At 53.0% G+C, this 25,580-nt stretch carries 18 protein-coding genes; 11 read left to right on the forward strand and 7 right to left on the reverse strand.

Going from position 1 to position 25,580, the window contains the following annotated elements; all coding sequences use genetic code 11:
* Positions 1 to 75 precede the first annotated feature (75 nt).
* From VPK24_RS11800 to VPK24_RS11825, 6 genes are all read left to right on the forward strand, one after another.
* Positions 76 to 765 carry a GDYXXLXY domain-containing protein gene (locus VPK24_RS11800; RefSeq protein WP_393013534.1) on the forward strand — a complete coding sequence of 230 codons (690 nt, stop codon included), beginning with the start codon at positions 76 to 78 and terminating at the stop codon, positions 763 to 765.
* Between the two features lie 192 nt (positions 766 to 957).
* On the forward strand, positions 958 to 1,641 hold the full coding sequence (locus VPK24_RS11805; RefSeq protein WP_393013537.1) for an ExbD/TolR family protein: 684 nt from the start codon (positions 958 to 960) through the stop codon (positions 1,639 to 1,641).
* Between the two features lie 221 nt (positions 1,642 to 1,862).
* Entirely contained in the window at positions 1,863 to 2,510 is a 648-nt protein-coding gene (hisIE, locus tag VPK24_RS11810) for a bifunctional phosphoribosyl-AMP cyclohydrolase/phosphoribosyl-ATP diphosphatase HisIE (protein WP_393013686.1), read from the forward strand.
* 131 nt (positions 2,511 to 2,641) lie between these two features.
* A complete protein-coding gene (locus VPK24_RS11815) occupies positions 2,642 to 3,496 on the forward strand; it encodes an SDR family oxidoreductase (protein ID WP_393013539.1) in 855 nt (284 codons plus the stop codon).
* Positions 3,497 to 3,626: 130 nt separating this feature from the next.
* Positions 3,627 to 6,788 (forward strand): ATP-binding protein, encoded by a 3,162-nt coding sequence (locus VPK24_RS11820; protein ID WP_393013541.1) that lies wholly within the window; start codon positions 3,627 to 3,629, stop codon positions 6,786 to 6,788.
* Between the two features lie 463 nt (positions 6,789 to 7,251).
* Positions 7,252 to 8,568, forward strand: coding sequence for a hybrid sensor histidine kinase/response regulator (locus VPK24_RS11825; protein WP_393013544.1), 1,317 nt, complete (start codon positions 7,252 to 7,254; stop codon positions 8,566 to 8,568).
* A gap of 36 nt (positions 8,569 to 8,604) precedes the next feature.
* Here VPK24_RS11825 and VPK24_RS11830 read toward each other — a convergent pair whose 3' ends face one another.
* Positions 8,605 to 9,579: a hypothetical protein gene (locus tag VPK24_RS11830; protein WP_393013547.1), complete on the reverse strand. Its 975-nt coding sequence runs from the start codon at positions 9,577 to 9,579 to the stop codon at positions 8,605 to 8,607.
* A gap of 416 nt (positions 9,580 to 9,995) precedes the next feature.
* On the opposite strand from VPK24_RS11830, the gene bchH reads away from it, so the two are divergent.
* Positions 9,996 to 13,883 carry a magnesium chelatase subunit H gene (gene bchH / locus VPK24_RS11835; RefSeq protein WP_393013550.1) on the forward strand — a complete coding sequence of 1,296 codons (3,888 nt, stop codon included), beginning with the start codon at positions 9,996 to 9,998 and terminating at the stop codon, positions 13,881 to 13,883.
* Positions 13,884 to 13,906: 23 nt separating this feature from the next.
* Here bchH and VPK24_RS11840 read toward each other — a convergent pair whose 3' ends face one another.
* Entirely contained in the window at positions 13,907 to 14,110 is a 204-nt protein-coding gene (locus tag VPK24_RS11840) for a hypothetical protein (protein WP_393013553.1), read from the reverse strand.
* A 211-nt stretch (positions 14,111 to 14,321) separates the two neighbouring features.
* Between VPK24_RS11840 and VPK24_RS11845 the strand changes: the two genes are divergently transcribed.
* Positions 14,322 to 15,047, forward strand: a complete 726-nt coding sequence (locus tag VPK24_RS11845) for a calcium-binding protein (RefSeq protein WP_393013556.1) — start codon at positions 14,322 to 14,324, stop codon at positions 15,045 to 15,047.
* A 258-nt stretch (positions 15,048 to 15,305) separates the two neighbouring features.
* On the opposite strand, the gene VPK24_RS11850 is transcribed toward VPK24_RS11845, so the two are convergent.
* A complete protein-coding gene (locus tag VPK24_RS11850) occupies positions 15,306 to 15,758 on the reverse strand; it encodes a hypothetical protein (RefSeq protein WP_393013559.1) in 453 nt (150 codons plus the stop codon).
* Positions 15,759 to 16,606: 848 nt separating this feature from the next.
* Between VPK24_RS11850 and rimO the strand changes: the two genes are divergently transcribed.
* On the forward strand, positions 16,607 to 17,929 hold the full coding sequence (rimO, locus tag VPK24_RS11855; protein WP_393013562.1) for a 30S ribosomal protein S12 methylthiotransferase RimO: 1,323 nt from the start codon (positions 16,607 to 16,609) through the stop codon (positions 17,927 to 17,929).
* Positions 17,930 to 17,952: 23 nt separating this feature from the next.
* Here the strand turns inward: rimO and VPK24_RS11860 are convergent, their stop codons facing one another.
* The gene (locus VPK24_RS11860) at positions 17,953 to 18,105 is read right to left on the reverse strand and encodes a hypothetical protein (protein ID WP_393013565.1); all 153 of its coding nucleotides are present in this window, start codon (positions 18,103 to 18,105) and stop codon (positions 17,953 to 17,955) included.
* Between the two features lie 29 nt (positions 18,106 to 18,134).
* On the opposite strand from VPK24_RS11860, the gene VPK24_RS11865 reads away from it, so the two are divergent.
* The gene (locus VPK24_RS11865) at positions 18,135 to 18,500 is read left to right on the forward strand and encodes a phage holin family protein (RefSeq protein ID WP_190354988.1); all 366 of its coding nucleotides are present in this window, start codon (positions 18,135 to 18,137) and stop codon (positions 18,498 to 18,500) included.
* Between the two features lie 134 nt (positions 18,501 to 18,634).
* Here the strand turns inward: VPK24_RS11865 and VPK24_RS11870 are convergent, their stop codons facing one another.
* A complete protein-coding gene (locus tag VPK24_RS11870; RefSeq protein WP_393013570.1) occupies positions 18,635 to 22,444 on the reverse strand; it encodes a PAS domain S-box protein in 3,810 nt (1,269 codons plus the stop codon).
* Between the two features lie 551 nt (positions 22,445 to 22,995).
* A complete protein-coding gene (locus tag VPK24_RS11875; RefSeq protein WP_393013573.1) occupies positions 22,996 to 23,337 on the reverse strand; it encodes a hypothetical protein in 342 nt (113 codons plus the stop codon).
* On the opposite strand from VPK24_RS11875, the gene VPK24_RS11880 reads away from it, so the two are divergent.
* Positions 23,336 to 24,943 carry an adenylate/guanylate cyclase domain-containing protein gene (locus VPK24_RS11880; protein WP_393013575.1) on the forward strand — a complete coding sequence of 536 codons (1,608 nt, stop codon included), beginning with the start codon at positions 23,336 to 23,338 and terminating at the stop codon, positions 24,941 to 24,943. The genes VPK24_RS11875 and VPK24_RS11880 overlap by 2 nt on opposite strands.
* Here VPK24_RS11880 and VPK24_RS11885 read toward each other — a convergent pair.
* On the reverse strand, positions 24,940 to 25,467 hold the full coding sequence (locus VPK24_RS11885; RefSeq protein ID WP_393013578.1) for a phycobiliprotein lyase: 528 nt from the start codon (positions 25,465 to 25,467) through the stop codon (positions 24,940 to 24,942). The genes VPK24_RS11880 and VPK24_RS11885 overlap by 4 nt on opposite strands.
* Between the last annotated feature and the right edge of the window lie 113 nt (positions 25,468 to 25,580).

A 25,580-nucleotide genomic window follows, 5' to 3' on the forward strand; every position in this document is an offset into this window, starting at 1 on the left:
ATCAGCGCGCATCACAACCCCGTTCCCGTTAAGTTCCTGCCATTCTCCCCGCCATTTACTTTGGAAACCTGAACCATGACCCAAGACCTGATTTCCCCGATCGCCCCAGATAGTCCCCCTCCGAAGGTGGCCGGCTGGCGATTTTGGATCCCAATGTTGTTGCAGTTGGGCCTGACGATCGGGGTTCCGGCCCAGGCGGCCATGACCTACTACTGGGGGCGGGCTGTGGTGTTGCAAACCCGCCCGGTGGATCCCTACGACTGGATGCGGGGCTATTCCCAAACCCTTAGCTACGACATCAGCCAGGTGAGCGTTTTGGAAAAGCTGCCCGGCTGGGAAACTATCGCCACCGATCGAGATCAAAAACAAAAACCGCGCTTACCCTATGAACGGCGGGAGTTTTACCTGATTTTGCAACAACCGACCAACAGCGCCACCGAAGACCCCAATCAACCGCCCGATCGACCCAAACCCTGGCAACCGGTGGCCATTCGTCCCGATCGCCCGGGCCAACTGCCCGTCAACCAAGTGGCTCTGCGGGGTGAAATCATGGCCGCCATGCCCCGCTACAACCTGGAAACCTATTACATGGACGAATCCAAGCGGGATCAAATCAATGACCAAATCAATGGCGTGAACCGCATGAATTGGGCACGTCCCCGCACCAATCGTCCCTTACCGTTTGTGGTGGAAATTCGCGTGGGCGCTGATGGGCAGGCCGTGGCCCACAGCCTTTGGATTGAGCAGGATCGCTATCAGTTTTAAAGATGGTTGCGAAGTAGTAGCCTGTAGGGTGGGCAATGCCCACCAACACATAACTTCATGGCATCTGCGACCTAATGGATCCACTGCGCTAGGTCAAGGCCATATCAATTTCGATGCCCAGATTTGCAGCGCCGATCGTGCCATTAATTCGCATAATCGAATGAATTTCTGAATCAATTTCTGAATCAATTTATGAAAATCAACCTCGACTCGTCCGATCAAGAAATTCGCATTGAGATCGTGCCGCTGATCGATGTGATTTTCTGCATTCTGACCTTTTTTATCCTGGCGGCGATCGGGCTGACGCGCCAACAGGGCATTGGGGTAGACCTGCCCCAAGCCAGCACGGGCCAGCCCCAGATGCGCAAGTTGGCGATGGTGGCCCTCAGCCCCGCCGGTCAGTTGTATTTTCAGCAAGCCCCGGTGACCAAAGAAGCGCTGCTGACCCAACTGCAAGCCTTTAAGCAAGCCCAACCCGACGGGACGATCGTCCTCTATGCCTCCCAGTCGGCTTTCTATAGCGATGTGGTAGCGGTGTTGGATTTGTTGCGATCGGTTGGGGGCGATCGGGTAGCTCTGGCTACCTTGCCCAGCGGCCAAAACCCAGCCCAGCGACCGGCCGACAACTTCGACCCATTCGGCAATCAGCCCCTGGTGCCCAACGATCCGAGTCAGGGGGGCGATTTTGGGAATTCGGGCTTCAATAGCCCTGGCTTTAATAATTCCAATCCCAATAATTCCAATCCCAATAATTCCAATCCCAGCAGCCCGAATAACCCCGGCTTGGGCGGCAATGGTGTGAATCAGCCGTATTTGTTACCTAACCAGTCACCGGCTCCGGCGCAACCGGACGATCGACTGCCGATTCAGCCCTAACGGACGGTGCAAAGGTGGGCGAATCATCCGGTTGAGTTAATCGAGGCGCTTGATAGGCCCTTTGGTTGGGCGATCGGGCGGAACTCGATCGGCCCCGCAGCGGGGAAGCGATGGAAAGTTGCTATGATTTGTCCTGCCATTTGGCGGCCGGTTGGCGCTGCAACATTGCGCCCGAGGGCCAATGGTTTGCCCAATCCTCACCCCCCCACAGCAGCGATTCTATGGCCACCGATCTTGAAGCTTTGCGCCGTGCCGTTCCAGTTGATCGCATCGCCTACAACGAACAAGGATTAGTCGCGGCGATCGCCCAAGACTATCTGGATGGCACAGTGTTGATGATGGCTTGGATGAATGCGGAATCCTTGCAAAAAACCCTGGAAACTGGCGAGGCTTGGTACTGGAGCCGATCGCGCCAAGAACTGTGGCACAAGGGCGCAACTTCCGGACATATTCAAAAGCTCAAAAGCATTCGCTATGACTGCGATAGCGATGCCCTTTTAATGACCATTGAACAGATTGGGGATGTGGCTTGCCACACGGGGGCCCGCAGTTGTTTCCACCAAGTGGATGGGCAAGTGGTTCCGCCGCCTGCTGATACGTTGTCGCAGGTTTTTCAGGTGATTGAGTCGCGCAAGACTAACCCAAATCCTGAGTCCTATACCTGCAAATTGTTAGCCGGTGGGGATAACAAAATTCTCAAAAAAATTGGCGAAGAAGCGGCCGAAGTGGTGATGGCTTGTAAGGATGATGATCCGGAGTCGATCGCCTCAGAAGTGGCGGATTTGTTTTATCACACCCTGGTGGCGATCGCCCATCATCAGGTGGATTTAAAAGCGGTTTATCGCAAGCTTCAGGAACGACGTGGTTAAAGGCTCATTGCTCTTTAAGTAATTACTTTTTGGGTGATTACTTTTTAAGTAATTGCTGTTTCGAGCTTGGAATTTATTTCCCGTTGTGGATTTTCTGTTGTGGATTTTTTTGTTGATCTCCCGTGTTTTCCATGATGGACGCTGCAATCAATCGCTCAGGATCAGAATCGGTGATGATCTTGGGCTGTGGCTATGTGGGCCGGCCGATGGCGCAATATTGGCGATCGCAAGGATTGACCGTCACCGGCACGACCACCACACCCGATCGCTTGGCGGAGCTGGCGGATTGTTGCGATCGGGCCCTTTGCTTGCGGGGAGACGATGAAGCGGGGTTGCGGTCGGCCCTGGCTGGGCAAACCACGCTATTGGTTTGTTTGGGGCCCCGGCGATCGGGCATTTATCGGGAAACCTATTTGCACAGCGCCCAAACCCTGGCGCAACTGTTGCCTGAATTGCCCCAACTGCGCCAGGTGATCTACACCAGCAGCTATGGGGTTTATGGCGATCGGGGTGGGGCTTGGGTGGATGAAACCACGCCGCCCCAGCCCACCACGGACAATGGCCGAATCTTGCTGGAAACTGAGCAGGTATTGTTGGGTGCGGCGCGGAACGATTTGGCCGTTTGCGTGTTTCGGCTGGGGGGCATTTGTGGGCCAGGTCGCGAGGTGGCGGATATTTTTCGATCGGCCAGTGGCCAAGTGCGGCCCGGCAGTGGCCAAGACTGGAGTAATTGGATCCATTTGGATGACATCGTGGGGGCGATCGCCTTTGCCCAAGCGGCGCAGTTATCGGGGCTATACAACCTGGTGCATGACGAACCCTTGACCCAAGCGGAATTGCTCGATCGAGCCTTTCGCCGCCGAGGGTGGCCGGGGGTGACTTGGAATCCGGCGGAATCGGCCCAGCGTCCTTACAATGCGCGGGTTTCCAATCAAAAACTCAAAACAGCGGGTTACCAGTTTCGATCGGCCACGATTCCGCTGTAGGGCCTTGGTCAGGGGCTGGGCGATCGGGCTGTGGCGATCGGGCCGATTGGTGGCAGTTGGGGGGAGGGGACGGCGATGATGGGGATGGGCCCGCCGCTGGCCCACTGCCCCCTGACTCGGTATCTTCACTGTGACTGAAGCTGGTTCTGCACCTGAATTTGCCCGATCGTCCCGTTGGCCCCTGAGCAAATTAATTGTCCTGGTCACGACCTTGCAAGCGTTGGTGGCCGTGGGGCTAACGGGGCAAGTGGTGCTCGTTCAAGGACAACGGGCCGTGGATGCGCTGATGAATCGCCTTGGTTCCGAGGTCGATCGACAAATTCAAGCCTACGTGTATCAATACCTGAGCGAGCCGTTGCGCCTCAATCAGCTCCATGTGCAGGCTTTTGCGGCTGATCAGGTGAAGTTGACGGATTTTTCGGCGCTGGAAACCTATTTCCACGGCAAGTTGCAACTGTTTCCCCTGGTCACCACCACGGAATTTGGAACCGCGGTCGGCGGCTCCTTGGAAGTTCGGGAATTGCCCAGCAGCACCCTAATTAAACGAAGCGATCGATTGGGATCGGGCTTGCGGCGCATCTTTGAGGTTGATCGCCAAGGGCGGCGCGTCCTCAAAGACAGCCAGCTCTATGATGTGCGCAATCGCCCCTGGTTTAAAACTGCCCTTGCCGCCCGCAGACCCCAATGGACTTCGGTGTTTGCCTTTTCGGGAACGGGGGAGTTGGGCATTTCAGCGGTACAACCCCTATACGATCGCACCGGACAACTGGTGGGGGTGTTTGCCTCTGACTTGGCCTTGGAAGGAATCAGCACCTTTTTGCGGGCCCAAGATATTGGCCACAGCGGGGTGGCGGCCATTGTGGAGCGATCGGGCCAGGTAATTGCCACCTCCACCAACGACCCAATTTCCCCGGAAGGAAAACGGATTCGGGCCAAAGACCTGGAAAATTCGATGCTGCAAGCGGCCGTTGCCACCGTTGAGCAGCGCTTTGGCACTTGGGCCGCCATTTCGCCCAACGCCCCAACCACCCAACTGACTACCAAATTCATTGGCCCCACCCAACAAACCCGGTTGCTGGTGCAAGTGTCGCCCCTGCGCGATCGCAACGGTTTGGACTGGTTGTTGGTGACGGCGATTCCGGAAGCCGACTTTGCGGGGCCGGTGATGGCCGCGCGTCGAGACATCCTCGCCATCATGTTGCTGGCCTTGGCTGTGGCGATCGGACTGGGTTGGTGGATTGGGCGGCAGGTGTCGCGGCCCTTGGTGAAACTCTGTGCGGCTACCGATGCCGTGGCCGCCAATCAACTTGATCAGGTGGTGATGACGGAAGGAACCGCCGAAACGGATCAACTGGCCCGGGCCTTCAACACCATGACCCAGCAGTTACGACAGTCCTTTCAGGAATTGGCCGCCAGCAACCAAGCCCTCGAAGAACGGGTGGCCGAGCGCACAGCCTCCCTGCAAACCAGCGAAGCCCGTCTGCGCAGTATTGCTCAAAATATTCCGGGAGCCATCTTTCAGTTCAGCAATCACGAGGGCCAATGGACGATCGACTATATGAGCGATCGCGTCAGTGAGCTAACGGGATTCAGCGCCGAAGAATTCATGGCCGACCTGGGCCGGTTTATTAGTGCCATCCACCCGGACGATCGAGACGGCTACATCGAATCTGTCAGCCGCGTGGTGGAAAATCCCACGGAATGGGCCTATGAAGCTCGGTTGATTCGTCCCGATGGTTCCCTCCGTTGGTGGCAAGGTGCTTCCACCCCCAAACGCGCCGATGACGGCACGGTCGTGTTTAGCGGTGTGTTGTTTGATATCACCGCCCGCAAACAGGCGGAACTAGCCCTGGCAGAAGCCAAGGAAGCGGCGGAAGTGGCCAATTTGGCCAAGAGTGAATTTTTGGCCAACATGAGTCACGAGTTGCGCACCCCCTTGAACGGCATTTTGGGTTATGCCCAGGTGTTGCAGCGGGCGAGCAATTTGCACGAAGAACAACTGGCCAAAATCGGCGTGATTCACCAATGTGGCACTCATCTGCTGACCCTGATCAACGATGTGCTGGATTTGGCCAAAATCGAAGCCCGCAAAATGGAACTGCACCCCACAGAATTTCACTTTCGGGCCTTCCTGCGCGGCGTAACGGAAATGTGCCGTCTGCGCGCGGAACTGAAGGGGTTGCAATTCGCGGAAGAAATCGCCGATGACTTACCCGAAGGTATCCGCACTGACGAAAAGCGCCTCCGCCAAGTGTTGCTCAACTTGCTGGGCAATGCGATCAAGTTCACGGACAGCGGCACGGTCACCCTGCGCGTGTTGGCCATGGGGGGCGATCGGGTGCAATTTGAAGTGCAAGACACGGGCGTTGGCCTGGAAGCGGATCAATTCAGCAGGATTTTTCTGCCCTTTGAGCAGGTGGGCGAGACCAAGCGCCAAACGGAGGGCACGGGTCTGGGTTTGGCGATCTCCCAACAAATTGTGGGGCTGATGGGCGGTCAAATTACCGTCGAGAGCCAACCCCACGTCGGCAGCAGCTTTCGGTTTGAAGTGCCCTTGCCGGTGGCGGCCGAGTGGAGCCGCCATTCCCGCATGACACAGCAGGGGCAAATTGTGGGTATTCAAGGGCATGCACCCCAAGTGCTGGTGGTGGATGACAAGTGGGAAAACCGGGCCGTGCTGCGGGAGATGCTGGAGCCGATCGGGTTTGTGATTCAGGAAGCGGAAGATGGGGCTGTGGCTTGGCAGTTTTTGGAGCACCATCGCCCGCAGGTGGTGATTACGGATTTGTTAATGCCCAATTTGGATGGCTACACCCTGATTGATCTGATTCGTCGCCATCCTGAGTTACAGCAATTGCCGATTATTGTGTCCTCTGCCAGCGTTTTTGAGAGCGATCGACAACAAAGCTTGGACGCGGGTGGCAGCGACTTTTTGCCCAAACCGGTGCAAACCCACGAGCTATTGCACCTGCTGCAAAAACACTTGCAACTGGTTTGGATTTATGAAGCCAGTTCGATCGCCCCGTCACCCTTGGCGCAGTCGGCGGCGGAACCCGACCTGCCCCCGGATGCACTCATCTACCCGATCGACCCCGAGTTGTTGGAGCAGCTCGAAACCCTAGCCCGCAAAGGCAACTTCAATGCCCTGAAGCGCCAAGCCAAAGCCCTGGCAGAACAGGATCCAACCCTTGCCCCCTTCGCCCAACAGCTCAAGAGCCTGGCCCAGGCGTTTAACGATCAGGGAATTTTGGAACTTTTAAGTCAAGTTCCAGGTTCATCCAACGCAAATTAACGGGTAAAGAGGCGTTAGGCCAAACAGAAACGGGCGATCGGGATCTCAGACCCATCAATTGGCTGAGAAATTGCTGAAAATAGCTGTTTTCGAGAGAATAGAGACCATAAAAGGTCTTCAATAATTTTCTGAGGATCATGAAATTGAGCGAAATAATCGTTCAAATCATCAATCATTTATGATCCTCGGGATCATAATTCATCACAAAAACTGGCGAGACTATGCTTTGAGAATCTTCTCAGAAAAAAAGTCTTGCTTGTTCTTAATCATTAGTTCATGATTGTTGATGCCTTAACCTGATTTTCAGCACTTTCGATCCAGCGCTTCATGGGCCCAGTCATTTCATTGGCCTAAGTAATCGGCCAAGTCATTGGCGATTCTTAAATGGCGATTCTTAAATGGCAATCCTTCAATTCTCCCAGCACCCTAAGCCTTTTACTGCAAAACCTTCCATCCTTGAGCCATGTCCCTCGATGCCGCTGAAAATCGTCCCACGATTCTGATTGTGGACGATATGCCAGCTAACCTTAGTTTGCTGTCTGATTTATTAGATGATGCGGGGTTTGAAGTTTGGATCGCCCAATCTGGAGAAGTGGCGCTCGATCGGGTCAATTTTGCAACCCCAGATTTAATTTTGCTGGATGTGATGATGCCAGGAATTGACGGGTTTGAAACCTGTCGCCGTTTGAAGGCCAATGGTCAAACGTCCGCCATTCCCATCATTTTTATGACTGCCCTATCGGAAGTGGATGATAAGGTGCGTGGTCTCAATTTAGGGGCTGTGGACTATATCACCAAGCCCTTTCAGCAAGATGAAGTCCTCGCGCGGGTGCGCTTGCATTTGCGTTTACAATCCCTCACCAAAGCCTTGGCCGATCGCAATCAAGAATTGGAAGTTCGGGTGGCTGAGCGCACAGCAGCCCTGGAAAAAGCCTTGGCAGATTTGCAAGATACCCACCTCAGTTTGGTACGGGCAGAGAAACTATCCAGCCTGGGACAGTTGCTATCGGGAGTGGCCCATGAAATTAACAATCCTGTGAATTTTATTCACGGCAATCTTGTCCATGCTTGTAATTATGCAGAGGACTTGATGAACGTTCTACACCTCTATCAAATGTTTTATCCAGAGCCGCCAGCGGATTTGGCAACCCAAACCCAGGATTTGGATTTACCTTTTATGATGGAGGATTTTCCAAAAATTTTGGAATCCATGCGTTTAGGAACCGATCGAATTCGCGATTTGGTCGCAAGTTTGCGCAATTTTTCGCGAATGGGCAATCAACAGCTCGCCCCAGCGGACTTGCATGAAGGGCTGGAAAATACTCTCATCATTTTGCGCCATCGATTGAAGTCCAAGGGCAGCCGATCTGAATTTAAAATCATTCGAGATTATGGGGATTTGCCCCTCGTTGAATGTTCGATCGGGGAAATGAGCCAGGTCTTTATGAACTTGATTGCAAACGCGATCGATGCCTTGGATAGCTTGGACTGGGAGCACATGAGCGGTTTGGAACCGGAAATTAAAATTCAAACCCGATGCCTGAATCAAAAATGGGTACAAATTATCGTTTCTGATAATGGGCCGGGGATTGAGCCGGAGGTGCAACAGAAGTTGTTTGAAGCATTTTTTACCACAAAACCCACGGGCATTGGCACAGGATTAGGGCTGGCGATCGCCCGTTCAATTGTGGTCGATCGCCACGGTGGTCGGCTTGATTGTGAATCTCAGATGGGTCAGGGCGCAACGTTCATTCTCGAAATTCCTGTTACTCAGCCCTAACCAGAAACCTCATCAGAAACCTCACCAGAAACCTAATCAGCGGCCATTGATCAATCGAGATAGGTTCAGGAGCGATCGGGCGATCGCATCGCCCGTTGCTGGATCTTTCCAATAGCCATTGTGAGAAAGCGGATTCCAACTTTCCCAAACTTTCCCCGCGTTCACGTTCAAATCTTCCTTCACTGCCCGTTGAAAAGCTGAATTGATGGGTCGTAATGGATAGGCAATCACATCATCAGAATCGTAAACATTCACCCATTCGGTGGCTGAGTTCAGTTGAGGATAATGTTCTGTCAGGCGGGGGGCCGGAAACTGAATCGGCAAGCCCCCATCGCGATCGCGCAGTGTCCAAAGGGCTAAGGGACTGCCCAAGGTGTAATACAAACTAAGGGTTTCACCCCGCTCCAAGGGACTATCACCCACTTGGCGTAACACCGATTCTCGAAAGAGCGATTCTGCTTCGGTGTTGTTCCCAAATTCCGCTTGCAAATCCAAAAGATAGTTATAGGAAACGATCGAACCAAGGCTATGGCCAATCATGCAAAGGGGGGCTTTGGGTCCAGCTTTTTGGGCCAGGGTTTGAAAAGTTTGGGCACAAAATCGGTGAATGGCGTGATAGGAATGGCGACCGCGTGGACTGACCTGATAGGCAATGGCATCGGAAACAAAGGACACCATAAATTCTCGAATGCGATCCCAGTTCATGGAGCTTTGGCGCTGGAATCGGGCCCACAAATCCTGTTGGCTTCCTTCCAAAACCGTTGCCCAATACACTGGAGCCATTACGAACCGCTGATGATATTCTGTGGCGGAAATGCCTAACTGACTAAAGCGATCGATTAGATTATTTTGCAGGCTGCGAATAAATTCCGGTTGGTCAGCTTTGCCGCTGTTGTAGTCAGGATCACCGGCTCCAATGCCATGAACTACGGCGATCGCCACCTTTTGCCAAGCAGCACCAGCGGCATCACTCTCAGGACTTTGGGATGTGGGGAAAAAGTTGGGGATCATGGGTTTCTCCAGTCCAGGTTTCGTAAAAATTTCGTCAAAATAGATAGGCTGGGGCGCAATTGGTCACCGCTGCCGGCCAGGGATCGGAGTCTTTGGGCGATGGCAATTGCGTTTTGCTCAAACCACAGGGCCCCAGGGAAACAGCCCAGCGAAAAGTCAGGTGATGCTAGCTTAACAAGTGGCTCCGCCTGGCCCCCAAGGGGCGATCGACCTCAGTTCTGGTCAAGTTCTGGCCAAGCGCCGGTTCAGTTCCGGTCAAGCCTTGATTAGGTTCCAATCAATTTCTAATTGGTTTTTGATGAACTTTTGGTTGGTTTTCGATCGATTGCTGACCAATTACTGATCGATTACCGATCAATTACCGATCGATTGCTGATCTCCTGCGTTAAATTCCGCTCGCACTACCCTCCATCACCATGAAGCGCATTGTTCTCATTGCTGGGTTCGAGACTTTTAACGCCGATTTGTACCGAAAAGCTGCCCACCGGGCGATCGAGCGTTGTCCTCAATTGCAAGTGACCACCTTCACCGATCGTGACATTACGGAACAACCCGATCGGGTGGCCGCAGCTTTAGCCACAGCCGATGTATTTTTTGCCAGCCTAATTTTTGACTATGAACAGGTGCTTTGGTTGCGCGATCGGGTGCAACATATTCCCATTCGTTTGGTCTTTGAGTCGGCTTTGGAATTAATTTCCCTCACTCAAGTTGGGGCGTTCAAAATTGGCGACAAGCCTTCGGGAATGCCGAAGCCTGTGAAATTCATTCTCAGTAAATTTTCCAGCGGCCGAGAAGAAGATCGACTGGCTGGTTATCTCAGCTTTTTAAAAACCGGGCCCAAACTGCTGAAATTTGTGCCGATTCAAAAGGTACAAGATCTGCGCAATTGGCTAATTATCTATGGCTATTGGAATGCTGGTGGCTTGGAAAATGTGGCCGCCATGCTCTGGATTTTGGCTGAAAAATATTTAGGTCTCTCGATCGGGGAAATTGCCCCACCCATTGAAACGCCCAATATGGGGTTATTGCACCCTGAATATGCGGGCTATTTTTTGAATCCTCAAGATTATTTGAACTGGTATCGTCAACAGCGATTGCCCCAGTTGTCGGAGCCTCCAATTAATCATCCTGATCACCTTGGTCGCCCGGTGCAATCGACAATAGAACCCCCAAAGATTGCTCACGATCGCCCGGTAGTGGCTATTTTGCTCTATCGAAAACATGTGGTGACGCAACAGGCTTATATTCCTCAACTGATTCGTCATTTTGAAGCGGCTGGTTTGCTACCCCTGCCCATTTTTATTAATGGTGTGGAAGCCCATGTGATCGTCCGAGATTGGCTGACCACCAGCCATGAACAGCAACAACGGGCTCAGGGCGATCGGGAATTAAAATCCCTGACAGCCGATGCGGTGTTGGTGGATGCAATTGTTTCCACGATTGGGTTTCCGCTGGTGGGCGGCCCTGCTGGTTCCATGGAGGCTGGGCGACAGGTGGCGGTGGCTCAGCGGATTTTGGCGGCTAAAAATGTGCCCTATTTAGTTGCTGCTCCTTTGCTCATTCAAGACCTAAAATCCTGGACAAGGCAGGGAATTGGCGGTCTCCAAAGTGTGGTGCTATATGCCCTGCCGGAGTTGGACGGAGCAATTGATACTGTGCCCTTGGGTGGCTTGGTTGGAGATGACATTTACCTGATTCCGGAGCGTGTTCAACGGTTAACCAGCCGTGTCAAAAACTGGATTCAACTCCGCAAAACTCCACCACGCGATCGCAAGTTGGCAATTATTTTATATGGCTTTCCACCGGGGTATGGCGCAACGGGAACGGCGGCCCTGTTGAATGTTCCCCGATCGCTCCTGAAGCTGCTGGAGTCCTTGCAAGCTCAGGGTTATGACGTGGGTGAATTGCCCACCGACGGCGAGGCGATTATTCAACAGGTGAAAGCTGCCGATGATCGTTGGTCTTTGGGCCATCCTTCCCGATCGCACCCACACCAGGCTCCCTTGAATGATGGCTGGGTTCCGGCTCAAATCCTTGATCAATGGTTAGGATATCTCGGCAGTTCTCGGATTCAAAAACAATGGGGTGGTCTCACGAAATCGGGTATTAAAACCTTTGGGGATGAGTTGCACATTGGGGGCATTTACTTTGGAAATGTTTGGATTGGGGTGCAGCCGCCTTTAGGTTTACAAGGCGATCCCATGCGCTTGATGTTTGAGCGAGACTTGACCCCCCATCCCCAATACGCTGCGTTCTATCAATGGTTGCAGCGGGTTTGGCAACCCCACGCGATCGTCCATTTTGGAATGCATGGAACGGTGGAATGGTTGCCGGGATCTCCTTTGGGTAACACGGGCTATTCTTGGTCAGATATTTTGTTAGGAAATCTGCCCCATTTGTATATCTATGCGGCGAATAATCCTTCGGAGTCGATCTTGGCAAAACGCCGGGGCTATGGGGTGTTGATTTCCCACAATGTGCCTCCCTATGGGCGAGCAGGTTTGTATAAGGAATTGGTGAATCTGCGTGATTTAATTGCGGAATATCGCGAGGATCCGCAGGCGAATACGGCCCTGCGGGATGCGATCGCCCAACGGTTAATTGACACGGGACTCGATCGGGATTGTCCGCTGCCGGAAGCCCAACAATTGGGGGTGGAGTTGAGTGCGGAAACCCTGAAGCTGTTTGGCCCCGATGTGCTCGATCGCTACTTTGCAAGGGTTTATCAATACCTGCAAGAACTAGAACAGCGCCTCTTTTCCAGTGGGTTGCATGTGTTGGGAGCTGCACCCAATTCCGAGCAACTGTTGTCCTATTTGGAAGCCTATTTTGAGGCGGATTTACCCCGATCGGTCTTGGAAGCAATCACCCAAGGATCCGACCTCGATCGCCCCCTGAATGCCTATCGATACTGGTTCCAGCAGGAATATCCCAATCGATCGTTTGAGTTGGATCCCAAGGTCTCAGAACGGATTCAAGAAGCCATTCGTTTGCGGGATTTGCTCAACCAAAATACTGATGAGCTAACGAATTTATTGCGGGGTTTGAATGGGGAATATATTCCGCCCGCACCGGGGGGAGACCTGTTGCGGGACGGGCCCGGCGCATTGCCCACGGGCCGCAATATTCACGCCCTTGATCCCTACCGAATGCCCTCCCCAGGAGCCTACGAACGGGGCCGAGCGATCGCCCAGCAATTGATTGCCCAACACCAACAAGAACATGATCAGGAACCGAACAGCTATCCCGAAACCGTTGCCGTGATGCTTTGGGGTTTGGATGCCATTAAAACCAAGGGCGAATCCTTGGGCATCTTGTTGGAATTAGTGGGCGCAGAACCAATTAAGGAAGGCACGGGCCGAATTGTTCGCTATGAGTTAATTCCGCTGGCTCAATTGGGTCGTCCTCGAATTGATGTGTTGGCTAATTTATCGGGCATTTTTCGAGACAGTTTCGCCAATATTTTGGAACTTTTGGATGATCTGTTTGTGCGGGCGGCGGCGGCCGATGAACCGATCGAACAAAACTTCATTCGTAAACACGCCCTGGAGCTTCAGGCCCAAGGGGTTGAAAATCCCAGTGCTCGCCTCTTCTCAAACCCGGCGGGAGATTTTGGTTCCTTGGTGAACGATCGCGTCAATGATGGGAATTGGGAGTCTGGTGACGAGCTGGCCCAAACCTGGCGATCGCGCAATGCCTTTAGCTACGGTCGGCGCGATCGGGGGCAAGCCCGCCCAGAAGTGCTCGATCGGCTCTTGGCCACCACCGGGCGCATTGTCCAGGAAATCGACTCCGTGGAATATGGCTTGACGGACATCCAGGAATACTACGCCAACACCGGAGCCTTGAAGCGTGCCGCCGAACAACAGCAACAGCGCCCCGTCACCGCGAGTTTTGTGGAAAGTTTCGGCAAAAACACCCAACCCCGCGACTTAAGCAGCCTTTTGCGGTTGGAATATCGCACCAAATTGCTGAATCCCAAGTGGGCCGAAGCCATGGCCGCCCAGGGTTCCGGTGGGGCCTTTGAAATTTCCCAACGGATGACGGCCCTGTTGGGCTGGAGCGGCACTACGGATTTTGCTGATCGCTGGGTCTATGACGGAGCCGCCGAAACCTACGCCCTCGATCGGGCCATGGCCGATCGCCTGCGCCGCGCCAATCCAGAAGCCTTCCGCAACATTGTTGGTCGTTTGCTGGAAGCCAATGGCCGTGGGTTTTGGGCCGCCGATGAGTCTGTGGTCGGCCAACTGCAAGCCCTCTACGACGAAACCGACGCGGCCTTGGAGGGAGTAACCAATTCGTAAGCCGCTCAATATCAGCCACTCAATTAGCCACTCAATTTAAATGCCCCCCAGCCGGAACCCCCTTTCAACCAGGGCCGCGATCGCGCGATCGGGAACGACAACACCGCCGTCAGCGTCCCCAGCCCTAACCCGGATCCGAAAAGACCGCCACCAATGGCGCGATCTCTGGGGGAAAACTTCTCAGGGCGATCGTGCTGATTTGCCCGCCAATGCCAGTCATTATTCAAGACTGGAACTTGCAGGCTGGAATCTGAAATTCAAGGCCGGAATTCAAGACTAAGTTCAGTGGGAGCACAAATCGTGCTCAAGTTTCTGGAGGAACTGGTTGCACACCATGAACGAACTAGCCCCCACAGCGGTCTAATCCAAGGCTCAAAGGCTAAACAGTCCCTAGGCTAACCAGTTCCGAAACCATTCACCGATTAGGAGTTTGTAATTATGGCTATTGGCCCTAACCCCCCGTTTTACGATCTCGACGATACCAACAACTTTTTCTCCACTAGCTCGCTGTCGGCAGAAGTGCTCCGCACCACCCCGGCGGGCGTGCGAGGTTTGGGGGGTGATGACCAAATCACCGGCAGTGCTCAGGTGGACACCATCTACGGCAACCTGGGCAACGACAGCCTCTATGGTTTGGGGGGGAATGACATTTTCTATGGTGGTCAAGGCGATGATCTGTTGGTGGGTGATGGTCTCAATTCCACCGGGGATGACGTACTCAGTGGCAATCGGGGCAACGACCTGATTTTGGGTGGCGTGGGTAACGATATTCTGCGGGGTGGTCAGGATAACGATTTCCTGAATGGCGAAGAGGGCAATGACACCCTGGTGGGCGATTTTGGCCAAGATACCCTGGCCGGCGGGGCTGGCGATGATCTGTTGGTGTTGCGGCGGGACACGGCGGCGGTGGCCGATTCCAGCGGGGCGATCGCCGCAGATTTCATTGTGGATTTTGGTACTGGCAACGATCTCATCGGCCTGACCGGTGGCTTGCAGGAAAGTCAATTGCAACTGCTGCCGATCACTTTGAACGACTCCGGCGGTGGCTCCACGCCCAGCACGGCAATTACGTTCAATGACAATGGGGTTTTCAAAACCTTGGGTCTGGTGTTGGGCAAAACGCCCACCGAGCTGGCCGGTAAGTTCGTGAATACGGACTTTTAAGCCGACTTTTAAGCCGACCTTTCGGCCGACTGTCTAACCAACCTTTCAGCCGGTTTTTTAGGCTAAGGGTTCCGCTGATGGGATTAACACCTGATGGAGTTAACACCCAATGGGATCAACACCTAATGGGATCAATGCCTGATGGCACTAACACCTAATGGCACTAACACCTAATGGGATCAACACCCAACCGGTGGCATCAGTGGCCGATGGTGGGTAAAGGGCAAATTGCGGACAAGGGGCTGAAGCCCCTTGTCTTCAGGATTCACTCAGTAGCTCTCGGGCCCAGGCTTCTTCTTCGGGCAGCTCGTCCAAGGAGGGCCGGGTTTCCCGCAGCTCGATCGCGGTGGGAGTTGCGATCGATCGGGGGCTAGTGCGGCTTTTGGGGCGCAGTGCGCGCTCGGCCTCTTCAGCGCTGGCACGGGCTTGGTGTAAGAGCTTATTGCAGCGCTCCCAAGGGTTTGATCCATTCAGGGCCTCAAGCTGGCTGCTGCGTTCGTTGGCAACGGTGGCCAGGGCGCGCAACACGGCAGAAAATTGGATGCCTTCGCGATCGAGGGTATCCAGCATGGGGCGTAACAATTCGCACAACAGGGTGTTGCGGTGTTCAGCAATCAACGCGCCGAGTTCGCTGGTGTTAATTGCGTCGCTAATGCTTTCGGGTAAATGTTGCATAGCTTTGTGGGCAATAGCGGAGCTGTCAAGTTTCATGCGATTTTCATGCGATTTTCAAAAATTCCTCATGAATCGCCGGCTGATGCACCCTCGAAACGCGGTCAACGCCACCTTGCGTTTGCGCTCAAAACCGATCACGGGCGATCGAGCACGATCGGGAACGATCGGTGAGCGATCGGTTAGAGACCCATTAGCGATCAACTCCACGATCGGCTACTTAACCCTTACGGTTGCCCCGTATGCTGCCAGGAATGGAGCAGCGGGTTGGTGATGCCGAACAACGCAGCCTTAAGCTGTCGATGGTGGGCTACCGGGAGTTGCGCCAGTCCTGTCCGTATAGCCGGGACAAATTTAGGCGATCGTCGATACAGAGATTGCCTATCTCTTTCTCTAAGGTACAGTGCCGATCGGGAAAATTCCGTGCAGATCAGCCAGAAGGAGAATTCCGCACAAGGGGCGATGGCGGATTGGCGGCTCCGGGCGATCGGCCCCGTTGCCCGACTCCAATTTCGCCAGCCCAAGCCCCCTCAAGCCCCAGGCATTTCCGCATCCGTCTCCCATGTATCACCCCATACATCACCCCGCGCATCACCCCAGTCATACAATTCCCCACCCGCCAGAAATCTGATCAAAATCCTCGGGATCGATTGGGCGCGCAATTTGGGCTGATATGGTGAATAATTGTGGATTCGACAGGCTTCAGCAGGCTTCGGCACAGACCGCAGCGGTTTGCCCGAGTCCCAAGCCTGAATATCCTTAGCTGTTGTGTGTTGAATGGTTTTTGTTGAACTGGTTTATTTGACCGTTCTGTTTGATTGACCATTCTGTTCGACTCTGCTAACCCCCCTTAACCCCTCGCTTCAACGGCACTGCAACTGCAAGCTATGGCTGGAAAACCCACGATCGCCGTTACTCACCTCGGTTGCGAAAAAAATCGCATTGACACCGAGCACATGATGGGTCTGCTAGCCCAGGCAGGCTATGACGTGAGTGCCAACGACGATGCGGCAGACTACGCGATCGTCAACACCTGTAGCTTCATCCAAGAGGCGCGGGAAGAGTCGGTACGCACCTTGGTTTCCCTAGCGGAAGCGGGCAAACGAATTGTGATCACGGGTTGCATGGCTCAACACTTCCGGGACACCCTTTTGGATGAAATTCCGGAAGCGGTGGCCGTGGTGGGCACGGGCGACTATCACAAGATTGTGGATGTGGTGCAGCGAACGGAAGCGGGCGAGCGCGTTCAGGAAATTTCGGAAGAACCAACCTACATTGCCGATGAGACCGTCCCTCGCTATCGCACCACGGCCGAAGGCACGGCCTACCTGCGGGTGGCGGAGGGGTGTGACTACCGCTGTGCGTTCTGCATCATTCCCCACTTGCGGGGCGATCAGCGATCGCGCTCGATCGAGTCGATTGTGGCCGAAGCCCACAAGCTGGCCGATGAAGGGGTGCAAGAGCTAATCTTGATTTCCCAAATCACTACTAACTACGGCCTAGACCGCTATGGCAAGCCCAAGCTGGCGGAGCTGTTGCGGGCCCTCGGTGAGGTGGACATTCCTTGGGTGCGAATCCACTATGCCTATCCCACGGGACTGACAGAATCGGTGATTGCGGCTATTCGGGAAACGCCGAATATCTTGCCCTATATTGATTTGCCGCTCCAGCATTCCCACCCGGAAGTGCTCCGATCGATGAATCGCCCTTGGCAGGCCAATGTGAACGATCGGCTCTTGGCCCAAATTCGCGAGCAATTGCCCAATGCCGTCATGCGCACCACGTTCATTGTGGGCTTCCCCGGCGAAACAGAGGAGCACTTTGAGCATTTGTGCGACTTTGTGCAGCGCCACGAATTTGACCATGTGGGGGTGTTCACCTTCTCGCCGGAGGATGGAACCGCCGCGTTTGATTTGCCCAACCAACTCCCGCAGGAAGTGATGGATGGTCGGCGCGATCGACTGATGGCCCTGCAACAGCCCATTTCCCTGAAGCGAAATCAGGCCTACGTGGGCCAAACGGTGGATGTGCTGATTGAGCAGGTGAACCCGAAAACGGGACAATTCTTGGGGCGATCGGCTCGGTATTCTCCCGATGTGGATGGTTTGGTCTATGTCACTGGGCCGGCTCGCCTGGGGGCGATCGTCCCGGTCACGATCACTGCCGCCGAACCCTACGATCTATTTGGCGAGGTTGCCGTCTCCGCCTAAAGAATTTGCCCCACCAGCTCTACTCAAATTCGAGGGCGATCGCTCAAAATTGAAAAGCGCGCGGGCTGGTTTTCCCAAGGAGCCATTTCCGAAGGAACCAGCTCTCGCCGCTTCAGCCCATCCACCGCCGATCGGACTCCCGCCGCGACTGCCCGATCGAATCGTGGGTGGATCAACCGGGGTGTGTCCCCAAGGATGAGGAATTGTGGTTTCTTTTCTGATCGTGGCCGTCGTAATTGCCGTCGGCCTGATTCTGCTGACCTATTTGCCGTTTGGCGTGGAAGTCGATAGCCCTTGGAAGGCCTTGATCGCCGGTATTGTTCTGGGCGTTTTACAAGGGCTGGCGCGGGCCGTTCCCGGTTGGCTCACTTTTTTACCCAAATTGCTCACGTTGGGCTTGTTTTCCTTAATTGTCAGCACCTTGCTGTTTGGTTTAGCTGCTTGGTTGGTGGAAGGTTTCCGCCTCAAAAATGGTATTTGGAGCGCCTTGCTGGGGGCAGTTTTTATTAGCATTTTCCAATCTTTGGTGCTGGGAGTTCTGGGAAATTTCCTGCCCGTTCTCAACCAATAATGCAACTAGAGCTATAGGTTAATTGCAGCGGTTTCTCAATTACTGAAATTCTGATTCTTTCGCTGCAAAGCCATGGTGGGCAAGGGGCTTAAGCCCCTTGTCTGTGCTGGTTTACTGCCGTTAATTTTTTCGTTTCAATCCTGATCAGAGCTGGGATATTGATTGGGCAAGTCATCGCTAGCCAATACCCAAGTATTACGACCAAAGGACTTGGCTTGGTAAAGGGCCCGATCGGCCGCTTGCACTAAATCTTGACAGGGGCGATCGAGCTGAGGCACTTGGCTGGCAATTCCCAAACTCACAGTTACATAACGGGTGATTCCTTGGTGTTCTGAGTGGAAAATTTGCAGATTCAAAACGGTTTGGCGAATTAATTCCGCAATTTGGGTTGCGTCGCCGGAACCGGTGTGGGGCAACACCACCACAAACTCCTCACCGCCATACCGAGCTACTAAGTCTGTGTTGCGCTGAAGTAGTCCATCAATCGATCGCGCAATGCTAATCAGACACTGATCGCCGGCTGGGTGGCCATGCAAATCGTTATATTTTTTGAAGAAATCCACATCAAATAAGATCAGCGATAGGGGTTCCTGAATTCGCTGACACCGCTGCCATTCCTGTTGCAAAATCATATCAAAGCAGCGGCGATTGGCAATTTGCGTGAGTCCATCTCGGTTGCTCAAATCATTGAGCTTAATGTTAATTTCTTCCAAAAAATGATTAGCCTGTTGGAGCTGTTCCGCTTGCGATCGAAACTGTTCTAATAATTCAGAATGTTGAATGGCGATCGCCAACTGATCCGCCACCTGTTGCAACAATTCTGCCTCATCCCCTTGCCAAGAACGGGAATTAGCACAGGCCTGCACAATCAAAAGTCCCCAAACATGCAATCCACCCTGGGGCAAAGTGCCCACAATGGCAGCCATCACTTGAGATTGTGCTCCCGTGGCTTCCATCAGCCTTGCTAAGTATGTTTGAGGGCGATCGCTCGGTATTTCTTGAATAACTTGTGTTCGAGGCGCGAACTCTGCACTAGACCGTGACCATAGGAGATTGGTTTTAGACCACTGTCGATCGCGCATGGAGGGACAGTCCGCTTTCACCACCTCTTGAATGATTGATCCTGAATGATCCCCATGGAAACGCAGAATAAAAGTGCGATCAGCTTGGAGGGTTCGATGCACTTCCGTAACCGCAATATCCAAAACTTCACTCAAATTAAGACTGCTTTGAATATGTTGGGTAATAGAACGCAAGGTTCGTTCCCGATCAGCCTGTTGGCGGAGAGCAATTTGTGCTCGTTTGAGATGGGTAATATCCCGCGCCACAATTAGCAACGATTCAATTACCGTTGAACTAATCATCATATTCAATGACTGGGATTCCGTTGTTACAGAATTGTCCAATTGGGCTGTATTCGGCACCGAACTGGCTATGAAATTTTGAAGATGTTCCAGACTAGTCCAACGGGGTGTGGTCATCGATGTGTTGGGGTATTCTCGATCAACAATGGGCGTTTGCATCACCTCCGGAACCACCCAAGACTGAAAAATATGGCTGCCATCTGGTAACAGCATTTCATATTCCAAAAAAGCCTTCTGACCGGTTTCTAAAACCGTTGCTATCTCCTCATGCCACATTTGAACTAGGTCTTCTGGGAATCCTAATTCTATGCTGGTTTTACCAATAAAGTCCTGTTCAGAAATTCTGCAAAGTTGCAAAACTGTGCGGTTAGCATAGAGAAAGCGCCCTTCTCGATCGCACCGCATAATGCAATCCGGTGAATTCTCTGCCAAATTGCGAAATTCCTGCTCTCGTTGATTGAGGGCTGCTTCTGCAAATTTACGATCGCTGATATCCTCGATCGTTCCTACCATCCGGACTGGTTCCCCTTGCCCATTCCAAACCGCCTGCCCACGAATTCGCACCCAAATGTAATGACCTTGGGTATGTTGAAATCGTACTTCAATGTCATAGCGTTCATAGCTTTGGAGATGGGCCGTTAAAGCTTTTTCCCATTGCTCCTGATCCTCAGGATGAATTTTTTGAAAAAAAGCAGCCTCAGAAAAGAGTTGTGGTGATTGAATCCCTCGTCGCTCCTCACCCAGCAGCTCTAAATAGCGCTCCGACACCAAAATAGAATCATCCAAAATATTCCAATCCCAAACACCTTCACCAATACTCTGAATGGCGAGATTATATAAATCATTAATAATTTTTAAATCATCAGCCAAGCGTTTTTGGCTAGTAATGTTGATGTGAAATTTTGTGACACGCCAACCATTAATTTCAGATTCCCACTGAGATGTGCCAGTCACCATAGCCCAGCGCCATTCTCCACTTCGGTGACGGAATCGGTAACTAAACTGAAAGGTTTCTTCTGCTAAAATACTTTCGAAATTGGGCAGAACAATCTTTTGAAGATCTTCAGGGTGAACGATCGACAACCATAATTGATGATTTGCTAAGAATTCAGAAGGATGATAGCCAAATAAATCTTCACATCCAGCCGAGCAGTAATCATAGCGATGGCTGTCATCGGAAAAAACATAGGCGCTCATAATGGCCGCAGCCGTGTTGCTTAAGATGGCGTTGAGTTTAATTTCCGATTCACGCAGTGCCCGTTCTAGATGGACTCGTTCTGTGACATCCCAAAAGATGCCTTGAATGCCAATAATCTGGCCATCGCTATCGCGAACGGGAGTCTTCACCACCTGCACAAGACTCAATTCAGAGCCTTCTTGAGAGCCGCTCGGTGTTGGATGGGGTTCAATGACATCTAAGGTATGACCAGTTTCCAAAACCCAGCGCGTTTCTTGGCTGTAGCGAGTTGCTAAATCGCTGGGATAGAGGTCATAAACAGTTTTGCCAAAAATTTCTGAATCTGACAAATTCAGCAAGTCTAAAAATGCCTTGTTGGCAAAGGTGCAACGTCCCTGACAGTCTTCACGAAAGAGGGATTGCGGTAATACATTGGCTAAGGATTGATAGTGGGCGTTGCTGCGGCGCAGGGCTTCTTCTGTGGCTTTGCGATCGGTGATGTCAATGTAAGCAATGGCGACACCATAAGGGTCTAACGGAATGGGGGCTGCACTGGTCATCATCCAGCGCAAGGTGCCATCGGGCCGCACGATGCCTTGCTCGATATTTCGAATTGGACAACCTTCACGTAAGGCCCGAATTGAAGGATATTCTTCGACGGGCATGGGGCTACCGTCCGATCGCAAAATTTCCCACACGGGGGAATCGCAGGTGCGCTGAGTATGTTCTTCTTTGGAAACGCCTAAAATTCGTTTGGATTCTGGATTGGCTTCCAAAATTTGACCGCTGGCGTTGGCGATGGAAACCCCAACGGGCAAAATTTCAAAGAGGGTTCGATATTTTTGCTGACTTTCCTGGAGGGCATGTTCCAGTTGGAAGTGCTCTGTGAAGTCAACAATCATGGCGTAATAACCATGAACGCTTTGATCGATCGCTTGATCGGGAATTAGGGTGGCTCGAATATAGCGCTGGCCTCCTTGGGCATAGGGAACGACACTTTCATAGGTCACAATTTCCCCTTTTAAGACCCGATCAATATAGGGTTTAACTAATTGATAAGCCTGTTGACCGATTACCTCGGCTACTCGCTTTCCGCAAATATCTTGAGGACAGAGACCAAACCAGTCTTCATAACTTTGGTTAACGTAGCGATAATATAAATCCCGATCGCAATAGGCAATACAAACAGGCAGGAGATCCATAATCTGCTGCCACTTTAAGGGATTGTTCAAAAATATTGCTGGGGACTTTTGAACCGAGCTGGGCTGATGAGGCTTGAACTCCTCCAGCTTGGCTTGCAGGGCTTTTAGCTGCGCTTGGGCTTCGGCCAAGGCAGTTTGGGATTGTGCAAGCTGTTGTCGCAGATGCTGAACTTCAGGATCAGGCCGGAGGAAGTCAGTCATAGCTAGCGGGGCAGACGTAGAAACAAGTGGTGAATCATGGTTATACCTTGCGATCGGGGTAAATTCTCTTAATTTATCTCCTCATTTATTTTTATGATTTATCACGGCTGCCCGTGCTGATGGGGTAATTAACTTGAGTAGGGGTAACTGATCGGTGACGGGAAATCAGTCCTGTTGTGCTCAAGTTGTGCTCAAAACCAGTTTTAAAAATAAAGCGCTGGAGATCAAATGTTGAAAATTAAGCCTTAGAGATTAAAGCTTGGGAATGAAGCTTTGGGAATGAAGCTTTGGGGATTCAGAACTAATCAGAACTAAGAGGATATCTGAGAAATAACTTGGGGTGCTGGCAAAGTGCTAGTGGTCATGGGGGCAAGGGGCTTAAGCCCCTTGTCTTCGTCGATCAATGGGGTAAGCAGAGTATCAATTTTGACCGTTTAAACATCTTCTGCGAGGGCGATCGAGTTTGGGCCGACATCGTTAATCTTTGCGGGGTTGATCACCCTTAAACCGGATGATTAGTAAGTGAGCTTGGTCACAAATTTCAAGCAATGCTACGGGTTTTCAAAAACCGGGGGATGGGTCAACAGACCGCTTTCCGAATCGGGTTTTGGGGTGACGAGTTGCAAAGGGACGGTGCTGTTCTCGATCGCTGCATGAAGGTCAGCGCCACCCAAAACCCGATCGGGTCGCTTGTCCGGTTTTGGGCGCGATCGAGCCGTAAGGGCTGTCAGGGTTGCCCTGTCCTTGGGGCCATCCGGTGGTGGCCAAGGGCGATCGATACCGTGACCCCGATTCCCCCATGCACTGTGCTGGTTCCGCCGACTACACTGAGGACAGCCCCACCCAAGCAAGCTATGGGACTGCCATTCTAATTTCGCCCCGCTCATCCCCATGAAACGTTTGCTGCAACCTTTTCAGGCTCGTTTGTCGCGAACGGTCGCCTTGGGGGTGTTGTTTGGTATTGTGACCATTGAGGCGGTGATTCTCATTCCCTCTTATTGGCGAAGGGAACGTGAGCTAATTGACTATATGCAGCGGATTTCCACTGCCAAGGTGGTGACCCTAGCGCGTTGGTCGCAAGCTGCGCCGGAGTTTCAGGATCCTGTGCGGCTGGCTCAGCGGTTGACCAATCAAACGGATGACCCCATTTCCCTTTGGAAAGGGCTGGCATTCTATGACCGATCGGGGCGTTTGGTGGCCACGGTGGGAGAAAAGCCTGAGTTGACCATCACGGCGGTGGCAGCAGGTCGCCATGAGCAACTGAGCCGCGATCAACAACGGCTTGATTTGGCTTGGCCGCCCGATGCCAGACGTAACTACACCCTGGTGGTTCGCCACGACATGCACCCGGTTTATGCGGAATTGCAGGCTTTTATTTTCCGCATTTTGGGATTGGTGGTGCTGATTTCGGTGTTTGCAACGGGGGTGACGATGGTGGTGTTGTCGCGGGTGGCGATTGTGCCGATTTTGCAAATGCGCGATGACCTGCGGCGAGCGGCGGACTTAATCAGTCGTGAAGATACCTCTGGGGAGATGTTGTATGTCTGCCAGGTCGATCGCCCCGATGAGTTGGGGGAGGTGATTACGGCCTTCCGACATATGTATAACCGGATTCACCAGGAAATTTTGGAGCGACGACGGGCAGAGCGGGAATCGGAAAGCCTGCTGCTGAATATTCTGCCCCCCGCGATCGCAGAACGATTGAAACGGGGCGAACACCCGATCGCAGAACGGTTTGAACAGGCAACGGTGTTGTTTGCGGATTTGGTGGATTTCACCGGATTAGCAGCCCACATCACCCCAGGCGAGTTGGTGCAACAGCTCAATCACATTTTTTCCACCTTTGACGCACTGGCCGATACCTATGGCCTCGAAAAAATCAAGACGATCGGGGATGCCTACATGGTGGTGGGGGGGGTTCCGGATCCGCACCCGGACTGTGTGACGGCGGTGGCAGAAATGGCGCTGGCCATGCAACGGGCGATCGCGGCCTACCAGCCCGCTGCCGACTCCACCCAGCACCCCTTTTCCATCCGCATCGGCATCCATACGGGGCCTGTGGTGGGCGGTGTAATTGGCATCCGCAAGTTTATTTACGACCTGTGGGGCGACACGGTGAACACGGCCAGCCGGATGGAGTCCCATGGAATGCCAGGCCAAATTCAGGTGACCGAAGCGGTTTACCAAACCCTGTGCGATCGATTCCAATTTGAGCGGCGGGGCGAAATTGCCATCAAGGGCAAAGGCACAATGACCACCTATTGGTTGCTCGATCGATTGGCGATTAATGGCCTGGCGGAAACCCGTGCCATGCCGAACAATTCCGCCGAAACGGGTTCCAGAGAAGCAGACTCCGTAGAGATGAACGGGGCGGTGAATAGCGCAGCCAACGGCCCCATGGACGGCCCCATGGACGGCCCCATGAACAGCACGGCCGTGAACCCTGCGGCTCATCCCTCGATCGCCTCAGGATTGTCGGGAAATCGCCAGCCCTCCTAGGCCTTGGGTGGCGTTACGCCCATCCGAATTTCGGAGCAGAAGGAGGCAAAGGTGGGGCCGCCCGATCGGGTTGTGGTGCTCGATCGAAACCGGAGATTATCGCTAGCAAACCAAATTCGCTCCTCAATCCAGCCACCCTCCACCGGCAGGGTAATCCACAGGGCCCCATCGCTGCCGAAACTGTAGCGACCGGGTTGGGGTTGGCCGTTGCTGCCCGGCGTGGCCAACAGCGGCCCTGCTCCCGACGGATCCGGAGCCAAAGCCAACAGCACCGAGGATCCCAATTCTTTATTCGGAGAAGCCGTGATCGCTTCCCAACGCATTTTCAGGCCCGCCGCGATCGCCTGCGGATCGGCCCCATATTTTTGACAAAGGGCGATCGCCTCCGGTGCGTCGGCCGTTAGGGCTTCCATCCAAAGATCCCCTTTACCCAAAACGGATTTGCGATCGGTCAAATTGTGGCCCGTCCGCTGGGAAAACCACTTACCCACACATTTTTCTAAAAATTCAGCGATCGTGCTCATGATGAAACTAAAGAATTGATGGTTGATTAGGGTTTTGCCGTAAAAAAATACTCAAAAAGGGTCAGGACTGAAATGGATTGGGCCCTGGGAAGCCGAAAATTTGTTGCGATCGC

It is taken from the genome of Limnothrix redekei LRLZ20PSL1 (assembly GCF_043235035.1).
Taxonomy (GTDB): domain Bacteria; phylum Cyanobacteriota; class Cyanobacteriia; order CACIAM-69d; family CACIAM-69d; genus CACIAM-69d.

What these genes read in the sequence shown, in the direction of transcription:
- VPK24_RS11800 (WP_393013534.1), top strand. Translation starts at nt 76, where the DNA reads ATGACCCAAGACCTGATTTCCCCGATCGCCCCAGATAGTCCCCCTCCG.
- VPK24_RS11850 (WP_393013559.1), bottom strand. Translation starts at nt 15,758, where the DNA reads ATGAAACTTGACAGCTCCGCTATTGCCCACAAAGCTATGCAACATTTA.
- VPK24_RS11815 (WP_393013539.1), top strand. Translation starts at nt 2,642, where the DNA reads ATGATGGACGCTGCAATCAATCGCTCAGGATCAGAATCGGTGATGATC.
- VPK24_RS11845 (WP_393013556.1), top strand. Translation starts at nt 14,322, where the DNA reads ATGGCTATTGGCCCTAACCCCCCGTTTTACGATCTCGACGATACCAAC.
- rimO (WP_393013562.1), top strand. Translation starts at nt 16,607, where the DNA reads ATGGCTGGAAAACCCACGATCGCCGTTACTCACCTCGGTTGCGAAAAA.
- bchH (WP_393013550.1), top strand. Translation starts at nt 9,996, where the DNA reads ATGAAGCGCATTGTTCTCATTGCTGGGTTCGAGACTTTTAACGCCGAT.
- VPK24_RS11825 (WP_393013544.1), top strand. Translation starts at nt 7,252, where the DNA reads ATGTCCCTCGATGCCGCTGAAAATCGTCCCACGATTCTGATTGTGGAC.
- VPK24_RS11805 (WP_393013537.1), top strand. Translation starts at nt 958, where the DNA reads ATGAAAATCAACCTCGACTCGTCCGATCAAGAAATTCGCATTGAGATC.
- VPK24_RS11880 (WP_393013575.1), top strand. Translation starts at nt 23,336, where the DNA reads ATGAAACGTTTGCTGCAACCTTTTCAGGCTCGTTTGTCGCGAACGGTC.
- VPK24_RS11830 (WP_393013547.1), bottom strand. Translation starts at nt 9,579, where the DNA reads ATGATCCCCAACTTTTTCCCCACATCCCAAAGTCCTGAGAGTGATGCC.
- VPK24_RS11870 (WP_393013570.1), bottom strand. Translation starts at nt 22,444, where the DNA reads ATGACTGACTTCCTCCGGCCTGATCCTGAAGTTCAGCATCTGCGACAA.
- VPK24_RS11885 (WP_393013578.1), bottom strand. Translation starts at nt 25,467, where the DNA reads ATGAGCACGATCGCTGAATTTTTAGAAAAATGTGTGGGTAAGTGGTTT.
- hisIE (WP_393013686.1), top strand. Translation starts at nt 1,863, where the DNA reads ATGGCCACCGATCTTGAAGCTTTGCGCCGTGCCGTTCCAGTTGATCGC.
- VPK24_RS11875 (WP_393013573.1), bottom strand. Translation starts at nt 23,337, where the DNA reads ATGGGGATGAGCGGGGCGAAATTAGAATGGCAGTCCCATAGCTTGCTT.